General features: G+C 59.3%; 13 protein-coding genes. 12 read left to right on the forward strand and 1 reads right to left on the reverse strand.

Translation table 11 applies throughout. From position 1 onward, the window contains the following. Positions 1-7: 7 nt before the first annotated feature. From ACXIZX_RS06645 to ACXIZX_RS06695, 11 genes are all read left to right on the forward strand, one after another. The gene (locus tag ACXIZX_RS06645) at positions 8-1,684 is read left to right on the forward strand and encodes a glycosyltransferase family 2 protein (protein ID WP_479403822.1); all 1,677 of its coding nucleotides are present in this window, start codon (positions 8-10) and stop codon (positions 1,682-1,684) included. Beyond that, the gene (locus ACXIZX_RS06650) at positions 1,677-2,093 is read left to right on the forward strand and encodes an acyl-CoA thioesterase (protein ID WP_179451295.1); all 417 of its coding nucleotides are present in this window, start codon (positions 1,677-1,679) and stop codon (positions 2,091-2,093) included. Before ACXIZX_RS06645 ends, ACXIZX_RS06650 begins: the two co-directional genes overlap by 8 nt. After that, positions 2,093-2,701, forward strand: coding sequence for an outer membrane lipoprotein carrier protein LolA (locus tag ACXIZX_RS06655; RefSeq protein WP_370463588.1), 609 nt, complete (start codon positions 2,093-2,095; stop codon positions 2,699-2,701). The genes ACXIZX_RS06650 and ACXIZX_RS06655 overlap by 1 nt, the downstream gene beginning before the upstream one ends. Next, positions 2,667-4,988 carry an MMPL family transporter gene (locus ACXIZX_RS06660; protein ID WP_179451293.1) on the forward strand — a complete coding sequence of 774 codons (2,322 nt, stop codon included), beginning with the start codon at positions 2,667-2,669 and terminating at the stop codon, positions 4,986-4,988. The genes ACXIZX_RS06655 and ACXIZX_RS06660 overlap by 35 nt, the downstream gene beginning before the upstream one ends. Beyond that, on the forward strand, positions 4,985-5,557 hold the full coding sequence (locus ACXIZX_RS06665) for a DUF3261 domain-containing protein (RefSeq protein WP_479403823.1): 573 nt from the start codon (positions 4,985-4,987) through the stop codon (positions 5,555-5,557). Before ACXIZX_RS06660 ends, ACXIZX_RS06665 begins: the two co-directional genes overlap by 4 nt. Further along, complete coding sequence (locus ACXIZX_RS06670) at positions 5,554-6,711, forward strand: beta-ketoacyl-[acyl-carrier-protein] synthase family protein (protein ID WP_179451291.1); 1,158 nt, start codon at positions 5,554-5,556, stop codon at positions 6,709-6,711. The genes ACXIZX_RS06665 and ACXIZX_RS06670 overlap by 4 nt, the downstream gene beginning before the upstream one ends. Beyond that, positions 6,704-7,177 (forward strand): hotdog family protein, encoded by a 474-nt coding sequence (locus ACXIZX_RS06675; protein WP_179451290.1) that lies wholly within the window; start codon positions 6,704-6,706, stop codon positions 7,175-7,177. Before ACXIZX_RS06670 ends, ACXIZX_RS06675 begins: the two co-directional genes overlap by 8 nt. Then, positions 7,174-7,905 carry a 3-ketoacyl-ACP reductase FabG2 gene (locus ACXIZX_RS06680; protein WP_179451289.1) on the forward strand — a complete coding sequence of 244 codons (732 nt, stop codon included), beginning with the start codon at positions 7,174-7,176 and terminating at the stop codon, positions 7,903-7,905. The genes ACXIZX_RS06675 and ACXIZX_RS06680 overlap by 4 nt, the downstream gene beginning before the upstream one ends. Continuing rightward, on the forward strand, positions 7,902-9,137 hold the full coding sequence (locus ACXIZX_RS06685) for a beta-ketoacyl-ACP synthase (protein ID WP_179451288.1): 1,236 nt from the start codon (positions 7,902-7,904) through the stop codon (positions 9,135-9,137). The genes ACXIZX_RS06680 and ACXIZX_RS06685 overlap by 4 nt, the downstream gene beginning before the upstream one ends. A gap of 172 nt (positions 9,138-9,309) precedes the next feature. Beyond that, the gene (locus ACXIZX_RS06690; protein WP_179451287.1) at positions 9,310-11,511 is read left to right on the forward strand and encodes a TonB-dependent receptor; all 2,202 of its coding nucleotides are present in this window, start codon (positions 9,310-9,312) and stop codon (positions 11,509-11,511) included. 311 nt (positions 11,512-11,822) lie between these two features. After that, positions 11,823-11,996, forward strand: a complete 174-nt coding sequence (locus ACXIZX_RS06695) for a hypothetical protein (protein WP_008103149.1) — start codon at positions 11,823-11,825, stop codon at positions 11,994-11,996. Here ACXIZX_RS06695 and ACXIZX_RS06700 read toward each other — a convergent pair. Further along, positions 11,993-13,141, reverse strand: a complete 1,149-nt coding sequence (locus tag ACXIZX_RS06700; RefSeq protein WP_479403824.1) for a beta-glucosidase — start codon at positions 13,139-13,141, stop codon at positions 11,993-11,995. The two genes, ACXIZX_RS06695 and ACXIZX_RS06700, sit on opposite strands and share 4 nt — an antisense overlap. Positions 13,142-13,301: 160 nt before the next feature. Here ACXIZX_RS06700 and ACXIZX_RS06705 point away from each other — a divergent pair, with 160 nt between their 5' ends. After that, on the forward strand, positions 13,302-14,765 hold the full coding sequence (locus ACXIZX_RS06705; protein ID WP_154192225.1) for a phospholipase D-like domain-containing protein: 1,464 nt from the start codon (positions 13,302-13,304) through the stop codon (positions 14,763-14,765). Positions 14,766-14,775 lie beyond the last annotated feature (10 nt).

Genomic DNA, 14,775 nt, shown 5'->3' on the forward strand with positions numbered 1-14,775 from the left:
TGACTTCATGCCTTGCGTATTAATTCCCTGCTATAACCACGGCGCGATGCTGGCGTCGGTGCTGGCGCGGCTGGCACCGTTTAATTTGCCGGTGATTCTGGTGGATGACGGCAGCGATGCCATCACCAAACAGCAGATTGCGGCGCTGGATGCGCCGCAGTTGCAGGTGCTGACGCTACCGCATAATCAGGGCAAAGGCGCGGCGGTGATTGCCGGCCTGCGCGCGGCGGCGGCGGCGGGTTATAGCCACGCGCTGCAGCTCGATGCCGATGGTCAGCATCAGGTGGAAGACACGCCACGCATGCTAGCCGAAGCACAGCGTTATCCGCACTGCCTGATCTCCGGTCAGCCGCTTTACGACGCTTCGATTCCCAAATCGCGCCTGTATGGCCGCTACATCACCCATTTCTGGGTGTGGGTGGAAACGCTGTCGTTTTCGCTGAAAGACAGCATGTGCGGCTTCCGCGTCTATCCGCTCGCACCGTCGCTGGCGTTGTGCGATCGGCGCCCGATTGGGCAGCGCATGGATTTCGATACCGAAATCATGGTGCGCCTCTATTGGCAGGGCACGCCGAGCCGTTTTATCACCACCCGCGTGACCTATCCGGCCAGCGGCGTGTCGCACTTTGATGCGCTGCGTGACAACCTGCGCATCTCATGGATGCATACGCGCCTGTTCTTCGGCATGTTGCCGCGCATCCCGCAATTGCTGCGTCAGCGTGGCGATGCGCAGCACTGGTCGGCGACGCCGGAACGGCGCGGTCAGAGCGGTTTGCGCTTTATGCTGTGGCTCTATCGCCGTGCCGGGCGCTTACCTTTTATCTTGCTGCTGTGGCCGGTGGTGGCGGTTTACTGGCTAACCGGACGCACCGCGCGCGCCGCCTCGCAGCAGTGGCTGACGCGGGTGCAGGCGGTGGCGCAACAGCAGAACATCGCGTTGCCTGCGCCGCTCAACAGCTATCGTCACTTTCTGCGTTTCGGCTACAGCATGCTGGATAAAGTCGCCAGCTGGCGCGGCGATCTGCAATGGGGACGCGACATTGATTTCGCGCCCGGTGCTGAAGCCACCATTCGCGCCGCCGAAGGCAAAGGTCATTTGATTCTCGCCTCGCATCTCGGTGATATCGAAGCCTGCCGCGCGATGGCCAAACAGGTCAGCGGATTGGTGATTAACGCGCTGGTGTTTACCGACAATGCGCAGCGCTTCCGCGAGGTGCTGGAGAGCATTGCGCCACAGGCGGGCGTGAATCTGATGCCGGTCACCGATATCGGCCCGGACACCGCCATTCTGCTGCAGCAAAAACTCGATGCCGGCGAATGGGTGGCGATTGTTGGCGATCGTACCGCCGTGCATCGCCAGCGCGGCGGCGAGCGTCGCGTGGTGTGGAGCGAATTTATGGGCCAGCGCGCACCGTTTCCGCAGGGGCCTTTTGTGCTGGCGGCAGCGTTGCGCTGTCCGGTGCTGCTGATGTTCGCCCTGCGCGAACAGGGCCGGTTGCGGGTGCACTGCGAAGCCTTCGCCGATCCGCTCTCGCTGCCGCGTGCGCAGCGCCAGCAGGCGTTACAAGCCACGGTCGATCGCTACGCCGAACGGTTACAACAGCACGCGCTGATGGCGCCGCTGGACTGGTTTAACTTTTACGATTTCTGGACGTTGCCCGAGGAGAAAAGCCGCGATGAGTGAAAGCAACTACCGCGCTGAAGTGGAAATTACCGTGTCGTTTCACGACTGCGATCCGATGGGCGTGGTGTGGCACGGCAACTATTTCCGCTTTTTTGAAGTGGCGCGCGAAGCCTTGCTGCGCAGCGTCAATTACAGCTACAGCGAAATGGCCGCCAGCGGCTACGTCTGGCCGGTGGTGGATACCCACGTGAAATACCGCCAACCGCTGCGCTGCGAAGAGGTGGTGCGCGTCGCCGCCAGTATCAGCGAATACGAAAACCGTTTGCGCATCGATTACGTGATTCGCAATGCGGCGGGGCAGGTGACCACCAAAGCACACACGCTGCAAGTGGCGGTGCATGCGGCCACGCAGGAGATGTGTTTTGTCTCGCCCGATATTCTGTTTGAACGCCTGGGAGTGAAACCGTGATCAGAACCCTTTGTCTGCTGCTGCTGGTGATCTGTGCCAACGCCAGCGCGGTCACGCTTGAGCAGCTGCAACAGCGCTTCGCCAGTCAACCGGTGATCCGCGCCAATTTTGTTCAGGTGCGCACCATTGCTGGCATGGCGCAGCCGCTGGTATCACGCGGTCAGTTGCTGATCGCTCAGCAGCAGGGTTTGTGGTGGCAGCAAGCCACGCCGTTCCCGCTGATGCTGATCCTCGATGACAAGCGCATGGTGCAGAGCATGAGCGGCCAGCCGCCGCAGGTGATCACCGCCGACAGCAATCCGCAGATGTTCCAGTTCAACCATCTGTTGCGCGCGCTGTTCCAGGCGGATGAAAAGGTACTGCGTGAGAACTTTGAACTCGATTTCCACGATTTGGGCAACAACCGCTGGCAGCTGGGCCTGACGCCGAAAGCCGCGCCGTTGAATAAGATCTTTAACCGTATCGATCTGCAGGGCGAAGCGTTCCTCAACCGCATCACGCTGGATGACAAGCAGGGCGATAAAACCGAAATCACCCTAAGCGCTACTCGCACCGAACCTAAACAATTGACTGATGAAGAGCGAGCCCGTTTTGCCCCAGCGCAGTGAGAAAACCGTTGCGCTGCTGTGGCTGGCGGTGTGCCTGACGTTAGCGCTGGCGCTGGCGGTTTTGCTGCCGCGCAGCCAGCTGAACAGCAGCGTGCTGGCGTTATTGCCGCAGCAGAATCTCGGCCAGGCACCAGCGGAGATCCAGCACGGCTTTATGCAGCGCCTCGATCGTCAACTGGTGTGGCTGGTGAGCGCCAACAATCAAGACGGCGATGCGGTCGCGGCCTGGTGGCAAGCGCAGCTGCAAGCCTTGCCGATGCTGAAACAGGTCAGCGGCGCGCTGGATGACGATCAAATGCAGCGTTGGGGCGCCTATGCGTTTCAGCATCGCAATGGTTTGATCGATCCGGCCACGCGCGCACGCTTGCAGAACGGCGGCGGCACGCAGGCTGACTGGATTCTGGCGCAGCTTTTCTCGGCCTTCGCGGGCGTCGGCAGCAAAGAGATCGGCAACGATCCGCTGCTGCTGGTGCGCGGCGCACAGCTGGCGATGCAGCAGAGTGCCAACAAAATGCTGCTGCATAACGGCTGGCTGACGGTCAACGATGCGCAGCAGCGCCGCTGGTATTTCCTTCACGGCGAACTGGCGAGCAATGCTTTCAGTATCAAAGAGAGCCATCAGCTGGTGACCGCGCTCAATCAGCTAGAGCAACAGCTGAAAACTCGCTGGCCGGATGCGCAACTGCTGACGCGTGGCACGGTGCTGTTTAGCGACGATGCCAGCCAGCGCGCGCAGCGTGATGTTGAAACCCTTGGCAGCGCGACGTTAGCGGGATTGCTGCTGCTGGTGTGGCTGGTTTTCCGTTCGTTGCGGCCGCTGGCGCTCTGTGCACTGTCGGTGGCGATTGGCGCGATGGCGGGCACGGTGCTAACGCTGCTGTGTTTTGGTGAGCTGCACCTCACCACCTTAGTGATGAGCCTCAGCATTGTCGGTATCTCGGCCGATTATACGCTCTACTACCTGACGGAACGCATGGTGCACGGCGAGCAGGCCACGCCGTGGCAAAGTTTGCATAAGGTACGCGGCACGCTGCTGCTGGCGCTGGGCACCACAGCGATTGCCTGGCTGCTGATGCTACTGGCACCGTTCCCCGGCTTGCGCCAGCTGGCGGTGTTTGCTGCCAGCGGATTGAGCGCTTCCTGCCTGACGGTGATCTGTTTTTATCCGTGGCTGGTGCGCGGTTTACCGGTGCGACCGATTCCGGCAATGGTGTGGCTGGCGCGCTGGCTGGCCGCGTGGCGGCGCAATAACTGGCTGAAGCGCGGCTTACCGGCGCTGGTGGCGATCTATGCGCTGAGCGGCATGCTGCAACTTAAGGTCGATGATGATATTGCGCATCTGCAAAGCGCACCGGCGCAACTGTTAGCGCAGGATCGTCAGCTGGCGCAACTGACCGGTCAGCAGGCCGATCAAACCTGGTTTGTGGTGTGGGGCGATGATGAACAGCAAGCATTGCAGCGGCTGAGCGCGCTGGCACCGCAGCTGCAGCAGGCGCAGCAGCAAGGCTGGTTTGCGAGTTATCGCGTGCTGCCACTCAGTTCGCTGGCGCAGCAGCAGCAGGATGTGGCGCTGCTACAGCAGGCCGTACCCACCATTCTGCAACGGTTGAAGCAGGCGGGCATCACGGTGGCGAATGCCAATCTCAGCTCCATGCCGGTGACCGCCGCCGACTGGTTGGCGAGCCCGCTGAGTGAAGGCTGGCGGCTGCTGTGGCTGTCGCTGCCGGACGGACGCAGCAGCGTGCTGGTGCCGATCGGCGGCGTTAAAAACAGCACCGCGCTGCAGCAGCTGGCGTCACAACAGGCGGGCGTCAGCTGGGTCGATCGCAAGGCCAGCTATGATGAACTGTTCCGCTTCTGGCGCACGCTGCTGAGCGGATTGCTGGCGCTGGCGTTATTGCTGATTACCGCCAGCTACATGCTGCGACTGGGCGTGAAAGCCGGCATGCGCAGCGCGCTGCCGTCGTGGCTGTCGCTGGCGGCGGCGCTGGCGACCTTGGGCTGGATCGGCGCGAGCCTCAATCTGTTTGCCTTGCTGGCGCTGATTCTGGTGCTGGGCATCGGCATTAATTACACGCTGTTCTTCAGCAATCCGCGCGGCACGCCGTTAACCTCGATGCTGGCGGTGACGCTGGCGATGATGACCACGCTGTTAACGCTCGGCATGCTGGTGTTCAGCAGCACCGCCGCCATCAGCGGTTTTGGTACCGTGCTGTGCAGCGGGATTTTTTGTGCATTCTTGCTGGCGCCGCTGGCGCTGGCTCCGGGGAAAAGGAAGCAACGATGAAAATGGGCATTTTGCTGCTGTTGAGCCTGCTGGTAAGCGGCTGCGCGCAGCATCAGAGCGATCTCAATCGACCGAGCGCGTGGCTGAAACCGGGCGTGCGCGTCACGCTGCCAGCGCCGGGCATTTCGCCAGCGTTTCAGCAGCAGCAGTTGCTGACCGGCCACGCCAAAGGCAAAACCCAGTCGCTGCTGGTGCTGCTAAGCGCTGATTCGCAACAGCTGAGCCTCGCCGGTTTGTCATCGCTTGGCATTCGCCTGTTCCGCGTCACCTATGATAAAAACGGCATTCACACGCAGCAGATGATAGCGCTGCCGGAAATGCCGCCCGCCAGTCAGGTGCTGGCGGATGTAATGCTCAGCCACTGGCCGATCAGCGCGTGGCAGCCGCAGTTGCCGCGTGGCTGGACGTTAACCGACATCGACGATCGTCGCGAGCTGCGCGATCCGTCCGGTAAGGTGGTGATGCTGATTCGCTATCTGCAGCGCGGCGAGTTGCGCGAGCCGATCAGCATCGATCAACGCGCCTTTGGCTATCAGATTCAAATCCAACATCTGGATGCCTCATCATGATCTACATCTCCGCCTCTGGCATGGTGAATGCGCTGGGCAATAACCTGGCGCAGATTGCCGCGCAGCTGCAAGCCGGTGAAGCGCCAGGCATGCAACCGCGCGACGGCTGGCTGCAGGACGGCAAACGCTGCTGGCTGGGCGAAGTGCAGGGCGCGTTGCCGCTGATTCCTGCTGCGCTGGCGGCGCATAACACCCGCAACAATCAACTGCTGCTGGCCGCGCTGGCGCAGATACGCCCGGCACTGGATGCGGCTATCGCGCAATATGGGCGCGAGCGCGTGGCGATTGTGCTCGGCACCAGCACCTCCGGCGTCGATGAAGGCGATCGTCAGGTGGATGACGCATTACCGGGCTACGATTACCGCATGCAGGAGCTTGGCGATCCGTCGCGCTTCCTGGCGCACTATTTAGAACTGGATGGTCCGGCTTACACCATTTCTACTGCCTGCTCCTCCAGCGCGCGCGCGATCATCAGCGGCCAACGTTTGATCGATGCCGGATTAGCGGATGTGGCGCTGGTGGGCGGCGCGGATTCGCTGAGCCGCATGCCGATTAACGGCTTCGCCAGCCTGGATTCGCTCTCTGAAGGTCACTGCGCGCCTTTTAGCGCCGATCGCGACGGCATTTCGATTGGCGAAGCTGCCGCGCTGCTGCTGCTGACGCGCGAACAGCAGCCATTGGCGCTGCTCGGCTGCGGTGAATCGTCGGACGCGTGGCACATGTCAGCGCCGCATCCGGAAGGCGTCGGTGCCGAGCGCGCCATGCGGATGGCGCTGCAACAGGCGGGGTTACAGCCGCAGGATGTCGGTTACATCAACCTGCACGGCACCGCCACGCCGCTGAACGATCAGGTGGAATCTGCGGTGATTCATCGCCTGTTTGGCGATAGCGTGCCGTGCAGTTCAACCAAACACCTTACCGGCCACACGCTGGGCGCGGCGGGCGCGACCGAAGCGGCTTTGGCTGCACTGATTCTGCAGCACCATCTGCCGCTGCCGCCACAGGATTTCTCGCAGGCAGCACGCGATACCTCGCTGCCGGAATGCGGTTTGATCACCGCGCCGCAGACGCTGGCGCGTCCGGTGATTGCCTCAAATTCGTTTGCTTTTGGCGGGAACAATACCTGCCTGATTGTAGGAAAGCCTCATGAGTGATTTTCTGCCGGTTGATGCCTATCTGCCGCATCGCGCGCCGATGCTGCTGCTGGATCGCGTCATCCAGGTCACCGACGACAGCGTGATCTGCGAAGTCAGCATCAACGCAACGGGCGTGCTGGCACCGTTTCTCACGCCGCAGGGCGATTTACCGGCGTGGTACGGCGTGGAGATCATGGCGCAGACCGTTGGCGTCTGGTCGGGATTTCATGCGCGTCAGCGCGGCGACAGTGAGATTCGTCCCGGCATGCTGCTTGGCGGACGCGGCTATCGTGCCAGCAGCGCCTTTTTCGCCGCCAACAGCACGCTGCGCGTTGAAATGCGCCTGCTGATGCGTGACGACCGCTTGGGCAGCTTTGAAGGGGAAATCCGCTGCGATGACGCGATCATCGCCAGCGGGCGGCTGAATACTTATCAGCCCAATGAACACGAGTTAATTCAATTGCAACAAGGAATTCAGCCATGACACGCAGCGTTTTAGTGACCGGCGCAAGTAAAGGAATTGGCCGCGCCATCGCACAGCGTCTGGCGCAGGATGGATTTGAGATTGTGGTGCATTATCACCGCGACAGCGCCGGTGCAGCGTACACGCTGTCAGAAATTGTGGCGGCGGGCGGATGTGGGCGCACCTTGCAGTTTGACGTGGCGCAGCGCGAAGCCACACGCAACGCGCTGGAACAGGACATTGCCGCGCACGGCGCCTATTACGGCGTAGTGAGCAATGCGGGCATCACGCGCGATGCGGCGTTCCCGGCGCTGACCGATGATGAGTGGGACAGCGTGATCCACACCAATCTCGACAGCTTCTACAACGTGATTCATCCGTGCGTGATGCCGATGATTGGCCTGCGCAAGGGCGGACGCATTATTACGCTCTCTTCGGTATCGGGGATCATGGGCAATCGCGGCCAGGTCAACTACAGCGCCGCCAAAGCGGGCATCATCGGTGCCACCAAAGCGCTGGCGATTGAGCTGGCGAAACGCAAAATTACCGTGAACTGCATCGCCCCCGGCTTGATTGATACCGGCATGACCGATCTTGAGCCGCTGGTGATTGATGAAGCAATGAAGCTGATTCCGATGAAGCGCATGGGCGCGGCAGATGAAGTCGCCGGATTGGCCAGCTACTTAATGTCGGACATCGCGGGCTACGTCACGCGTCAGGTGATTTCAATCAATGGAGGTATGCTGTGATTCAGCGTGTAGTGGTAACCGGCATGGGCGGCGTAACTGCCTTTGGTGAGAGCTGGAGCGCGGTGGCTGAGCGGATCAGGCAGGGCAAAAATGCGGTGCGTCATATGCCGGAATGGCAGGTTTACGACGGCTTGCACACGCTGCTTGGCGCGCCGGTGGACGACTTTACGCCGCCCGCGCATTACACGCGCAAACGCATTCGCTCGATGGGCCGCGTTTCACTGATGGCGACGCGCGCGACCGAACTCGCGCTGGAACAGGCCGGTTTGATCGACCATCCGGTGCTGACCAACGGTGAAACCGGCATTGCCTACGGTTCCTCAACCGGCAGCACCGGACCGGTGAGTGAGTTCGCCACCATGCTGACGGAAAAGCACACCAACAACATCACCGGTACCACTTACGTGCAGATGATGCCGCACACCACCGCCGTCAATGCGGGTCTGTTCTTCGGTCTGCGCGGCCGGGTGATTCCGACGTCCAGCGCCTGTACCTCGGGCAGCCAGGCGATTGGTTACGCGTGGGAAGCGATTCGCCACGGTTATCAAAGCGTGATGGTGGCAGGTGGCGCGGAAGAGTTGTGTCCGTCCGAAGCGGCGGTGTTTGACACGCTGTTTGCCACCAGCCAGCGCAACGACGCGCCGCACACCTCGCCCGCACCGTTTGACCAGCAACGCGACGGTTTAGTGATTGGCGAAGGCGCGGGCACTTTGATTCTCGAATCGCTGGAACATGCGCAGGCGCGCGGAGCCACCATTTATGCGGAGCTTGTAGGTTTTCACACCAACTGCGATGCCGCGCATATCACTCAGCCGCAGCGGGAAACCATGCAGATTTGTATCGAGCGTGCGCTGAAAACCGCCGGTGTTACGGCGGAGCAGATCGGCTATATCAACGCCCACGGCACCGCCACCGATCGCGGCGATATCGCCGAGAGTCAGGCCACTGCGGCGATTTATGGCAATAGCACACCAATCTCTTCGCTGAAAAGCTACTTTGGTCATACGTTGGGTGCGTGCGGGGCGCTGGAAGCCTGGATGAGCATTGAGATGATGCGCGAAGGCTGGTTTGCGCCGACGCTGAATCTGTCGCAACCGGCAGCGGAATGCGGTGAACTTGATTACATCATCGGCGAAGCGCGCCAGATTGAGACGGATTATATCCAATCCAATAATTTCGCGTTTGGCGGTATTAATACTTCGCTGGTGTTTAAACGCTGGCGCGAGGCCTGATAGCAGGTCGCCATGAATGGCGACCCTACATGACCGCTCAGGCGACTTGTTGCACCACCTCTCCATAATGTGAACGCAGAAAGTAGGATTTTTCTTGCTTTCGGGCAACGACTGCGCATAATCGCAAACCGCAATAATAATGATTATCACTTCGTTTGCATTAGGGGATCCCATGCGCGCTATGCCTTTCAATCCCGGACTGAAACCGACGCTGTTGGCCGTTATGGTCAGCGCCGGTTGTTTGCCAGTGATGGCTGCTACCACCAACACCACAACTCAAACCAACGCGAAAAACGAGCAGCAGACGCTGACCGTGACCGCGACACCACAAACCGATTTCAAACCAGGCGGCGACGATCTGGTACCGGCGTTCCTTGATGGCCAGGTTGCACACGGCGGCCGTCTCGGCATGCTGGGTGAGCAAAACGCCATGGACGTGCCGTTCAACGTCATCGGTTTTACCTCGAAAATGATTCAGGACCAGCAGGCGCAAACCATCGGTGATGTGGTGCGCAACGATGCTGGCGTGCAGAATCTGAAAGGCTACGGCAACTTTGCCGAGAGTTATCGCATTCGCGGCTTCAAGCTGGACGGCGATGCCATGACCTACGGCGGCCTGGCCGGTATCGTGCCGCGTCAGGTGATGGATGCCTCGCTGATTGATCGCGTGGAAATCTTCAAAGGCGCTAACGCCTTGCTGAACGGTTCGGCGGAGAGCGGCGTCGGCGGCATGATTAACCTTGAGCCGAAGCACGCTGATGATACGCCGCTGACGCGTATTGGCGTGGATTACACTTCCGGTTCACAAGTGGGCGGCACCGCCGATATCGGCCGTCGTTTTGGCGACAATAACCAGTTTGGCGTGCGTCTGAATGCGGTTAACCGCGAAGGCGGCACGGAGGTGGATGGCGAGAAGAAACGCACCACCGCTGCGTCACTTGGCCTGGATTATCGTGGCGATCGTCTGCGTACGTCGCTCGACGTCGGCTACCAGAAAAAGACCTTCCACGATGCGCGTAACGGCATCAACATCAGCGGCATCGATTTCATTCCTGATGTGCCATCCAACTCGAAAAACTACAGCCAGAACTGGGTGTTCAGCGATATCGAGTCGGAGTTTGGTCTGGCAAAAGCCGAATACGATCTGACCGATCAGTGGACCGCCTATGCGGGCCTCGGCGCGCAGCACACTCATGAAGTGGGCAACTACGGCATTCCGAAGATCCTCGATAGCGCTGGCAACGCCACCATTGGCCGCTTCCGTACCAATCGCGTGCAGGACAACATGAGCGGCATGGTTGGCCTGCGTGGTGATTTCACCACCGGTCCGGTGACGCATAAAGTGAACTTTGGCTATTCAGCAATGACCGCGAATGCGAAAAACAGCTATCGCATGTCGTCGGGCAACGATGCCAATGTGAACATTTATAACCCGCAGGATGTGGCCGAACCGGATAGCGTGTTTGCCGGTGGCGCTAAGTTCAGCGATCCACTGACCACGTACCGTTCACGCTCGCAGGGCTACCTGCTGAGCGATACGCTGGGCTTCTTTGATGACACTTTGCTGGCAACCGTCGGCGCGCGTCATCAGAAAGTGGTGGTGCGTAACTACGGTTATGACGGCGCTGAAGATACCGCGACACGTTTTGACAGCAGCCGCTGGTTGCCAGCGTACGGTTTGCTGTATAAAGCCACGCAGAATATCTCGCTGTATGCCAACCATACCGAATCGCTGACGCCGGGCACCGCCGCGCCGTTTACCGCCACCAACTACGGTAGCGTGACCGGCATCGTACATGCGAAGCAGAACGAAGTGGGTGTCAAAGCGGACTTTGGTCGCATTGGCGGATCGCTGGCGCTGTTTGAAATCAAACAGCCGGTTGGCGTGCTGAACAATTCGGTTTACCAACTGAATGGCGAGCAGCGTAACCGTGGCGTGGAGCTGAACGTATTCGGTGAGCCGGTGCTGGGCCTGCGTCTCAACAGCAGCGCCACCTGGATCGATCCGGATATGACCAAAACCGGTGACAGCGATCAGAATGGCAAAAACGCCATTGGTGTACCGCGCTTCACTGCGGCGCTGGGTGCGGAGTATGACATCAAGCCAGTTGATGGTTTGACTGCCACGGCATTGCTGAACTACACCGGCTCGCAATATGCTGATCTGGCAAACAACATGAAGCTGGATGATTACACCACGCTGGATTTGGGTCTGCGTTACCGCATGAAGGTTAACCAGAACGATATGGTGTGGCGCGTGGGCGTGGATAACGTCACCAATGAGAAATATTGGGCCAACGTCGATGACAGCGGCACCTATTTGTCTCAGGGTGAACCGCGCACGGTGAAGGTTTCACTGAGCTACGATTTCTAATCTGTTCTTCACGGGGCGCTTGCGCCCCGTTATTTTCTCCGCCAGAAATAATCCTGTAACTTTAAGCACATTGCATTACACTCTGAGCGGCAATCCTGCACGAAAACTCGCCTTTATTTTGAGTCATCATGAGTTCACCTGCACCACCAGACGACCACGACGAACCTTATCGGCAGCCGCTCGACGACGCGCTCTTCGCTATTGTGGTACTTGCAGTCACTTCGGTTACGCTTATAATCTTCGTCCTGATGATTACGCTGTGGATGAGTTAAGGTCAGCACCGGGAAAAGGAAGCCTGCAAGGAGATGTCGATGGAATCCAGAGATGACAAACTGATCGCCATAATTGGCCTGCTCTCCGCCTGTTTAATTGGCGTAGTGTTTCTCTTCACTATGACCTGGCTCACCGACGTGCGTCACCCCGCTGATCCTTCACTTGATGTGCAAACCTGTCCGCAAAAACCCAACACCACGCAACAGTCTTAGCTTTTTGTCTGCCAGTTCTGCCACTTAATCTGTTGACTGCGCAACTCCAGCGCCAGCGCCTCATGCAAGGTGCGATTGCCATTGGGATCGCCGAGGCCGAACAGCGCGCCCGGTGAACGCCGATCGTCGGCCCACGCTGGATATTCCACCACCGGATAGAGCGAAATTCCTTCCAGCGCCACACCGTGATCCAGCGCCAGACGCGCTTCTTCACTTATGTGACGCAGCCAGGGCGCACGCGCATCACCTTCAGCGCCGGTTTCAGCCAAAATCATCGGGCGCTGATAGCGTTGCCAGCACTGCATTAATAAACGGTGCAACGGTTGCCGCGTTGGATGGTCGAGCGGAATGGTTTCGCCTGAGAAAAACCAGTGATTGTCGGGATAGTAATTGAGACCCAGAATATCGAGAAAATCCGCGCGGCCACCCAGTTCCGGCGCATCGCGTCCGCCAATCCAATCCCAGGCTTCAAACTGCGCCTGATGCTGCGCGTCGGCGTAGGGTTTGCTGTCGGGATTATCGGGATCTGTCGCCACTTGTACCAGCGGATCGGTCAGCACAAAGCGGGCATCGGGATATACCTCACGAATGGCGTGCATCGCCGCCAGCGAGGCGCGCACCAGTTGGCGCTTCAGCTCGCGACCGCGATCGCTGGCATAGGGATCAAGCCAGGAAACGTCCGCGCCCGCCCACGACCAGAATGAGATCTGATTAATTGGTGTGAAAAAGGGCTTTTCGATGCCTTCATCGCGCATCAGTTGCGCCATCGCGCGGGCGAAGCGTTCGAAGTGATCGACAAAACTGGCTTTCCAGATATCTAAGTGATCGGGATAGCCAAAGTGCGCCAGCTCCCAGATAATCTGCATGTCGTGACGCGCTGCAGCGTGCACCATCGGCAGAAAGGTGCGCCAGTCATATTCATTGGGCACTGCTTCAATCAAATGCCAGCGCGCGCCATCGCGCGCGGTGTGCAAACCTTCTTGCGCCAGTGCGGCATAATCTTTCTCCAGCAGCATGTCGTGGCCGCTGCTGATCACCATATCGAGCCGACGTCCGCCTGCGCGACAGGCGGTTGAACAGGGAAAACTGCCCTGAATGAAACTGCGGAACAGCTGAGGGTGATGGCGCAGGGATTGCTGAGTCATAATCCTCTCCTCACGGTGAACGCCGGATGCAGAATGCAGAACGCCTGGCTAAGTCTAGACTAAATTGACGGTGCGCCATCGGGCAGAAAAGGAAGCCTCCGATTGCTTGTTAGCGCATTGATACCAACAATAATAGGTCCACAGCTTTCAGGGATTCACTATGAGTGAAGCAGCAACTTCTTTGCCGCCTGAGGAACATTCGGGCAACGGGCTAAAACCGAGTGTTGAGGCGCGTTGCGCGCGGCATCCCGGCATGAGCGGCATTCATCCGCTTAACGATGGATTGGACGCTTTTGCTGCGCGCTATCAAATGATGAGCATGGCGCAGCACAGCATTGATGTGCAGTACTACATTTGGCACAACGACATGTCCGGCCGCTTGCTGTTTAGCGCGCTACTGGATGCCGCCGAGCGCGGGGTGAAAGTGCGACTGCTGCTGGATGACAACAACACGCCGGGTTTGGATGAAACGCTGGCGGAACTCGATCGCCACGCCAATATCGCCGTGCGCCTGTTCAATCCGTTCTCGTTCCGCACGCTGCGCGCGCTCGGTTATCTCACCGATTTTTCCCGCCTCAATCGTCGTATGCACAATAAAAGTTTGACGGTGGATGGCGCGGCGACGCTGGTGGGCGGGCGCAATATCGGCGACGAATATTTTGGCACCGGCGATGAGCCGCTGTTTACCGATCTCGATGTGCTGGCGATTGGGCCGGTGGTCGACGAAGTGACGCAGGATTTCGAACGCTACTGGCGCAGTAAAGCCGTTTCGCCGCTGCGCAAGGTGGTTGACGTGAGCGGCGATGCGCATCAGGCGGTGCGCTTGCCGCAAGAGTGGCAGCAGAGTGAAGCGGTAGAGCGCTATCTGGCGCGGCTGGAGCACTCGTCGTTCATCAGCCAGATGGAGCAGGGCGAGCTTGAGATGACGTGGGCGGAATCGCGCCTGTTGAGCGACGATCCGCGTAAAGGGCTCGGCAAAGCAAAACGCCGCAGTTTACTGCCGCAGCGCATGCTGGAAGTGATTGGTACGCCGCAGCAGCAGTTCGATATTATCTCGGCCTATTTTGTCCCGACGCGTGCTGGCGTGGCGCAGCTGCTGGCGTTGAAGCGGCGCGGGGTGAAGATTGCCATCCTTACTAATTCGCTGGCGGCAAATGATGTCACGGTGGTGCATGCCGGTTATGCGCGCTGGCGCAAAAAACTGCTGCGCCACGGCATCGCGCTGTATGAATTGAAACCGCAGGACAATCCGCAAAGTGCACCACACGATCGCGGCATCACCGGTAATTCTGGTTCCAGCTTGCATGCCAAAACCTTCACCGTCGACAATCGCAAAGTGTTTATCGGCTCGTTCAATTTCGACCCGCGTTCCGCCATGCTGAACACCGAAATGGGTTTGGTGATTGAGAGTGAAACTCTGGCGCAGCAAACCCATCAGCGCTTTATTGCCGGCATGCGCGATCGCGCCTGGACACTGCGTCTGGATAAGTGGGGACGCGTCAATTGGGTGGAGTTTGCGAACGAGCAGGGCGAAGTGGTGCATAAACACGAACCGCAGTGCACGCTGCTGCAGCGCTTGCTGGTGCGACTGGTGTGGCGTTTGCCGGTTGAGTGGTTGCTTTAGATAAAAGGGC

The organism is Candidatus Pantoea symbiotica (assembly GCF_056491525.1).

Coding starts and splice junctions, on each gene's coding strand:
- ACXIZX_RS06650 (WP_179451295.1), top strand. CDS start 1,677: ATGAGTGAAAGCAACTACCGCGCTGAAGTGGAAATTACCGTGTCGTTT.
- ACXIZX_RS06690 (WP_179451287.1), top strand. CDS start 9,310: ATGCGCGCTATGCCTTTCAATCCCGGACTGAAACCGACGCTGTTGGCC.
- ACXIZX_RS06660 (WP_179451293.1), top strand. CDS start 2,667: ATGAAGAGCGAGCCCGTTTTGCCCCAGCGCAGTGAGAAAACCGTTGCG.
- ACXIZX_RS06695 (WP_008103149.1), top strand. CDS start 11,823: ATGGAATCCAGAGATGACAAACTGATCGCCATAATTGGCCTGCTCTCC.
- ACXIZX_RS06665 (WP_479403823.1), top strand. CDS start 4,985: ATGAAAATGGGCATTTTGCTGCTGTTGAGCCTGCTGGTAAGCGGCTGC.
- ACXIZX_RS06670 (WP_179451291.1), top strand. CDS start 5,554: ATGATCTACATCTCCGCCTCTGGCATGGTGAATGCGCTGGGCAATAAC.
- ACXIZX_RS06680 (WP_179451289.1), top strand. CDS start 7,174: ATGACACGCAGCGTTTTAGTGACCGGCGCAAGTAAAGGAATTGGCCGC.
- ACXIZX_RS06645 (WP_479403822.1), top strand. CDS start 8: ATGCCTTGCGTATTAATTCCCTGCTATAACCACGGCGCGATGCTGGCG.
- ACXIZX_RS06700 (WP_479403824.1), bottom strand. CDS start 13,141: ATGACTCAGCAATCCCTGCGCCATCACCCTCAGCTGTTCCGCAGTTTC.
- ACXIZX_RS06705 (WP_154192225.1), top strand. CDS start 13,302: ATGAGTGAAGCAGCAACTTCTTTGCCGCCTGAGGAACATTCGGGCAAC.
- ACXIZX_RS06675 (WP_179451290.1), top strand. CDS start 6,704: ATGAGTGATTTTCTGCCGGTTGATGCCTATCTGCCGCATCGCGCGCCG.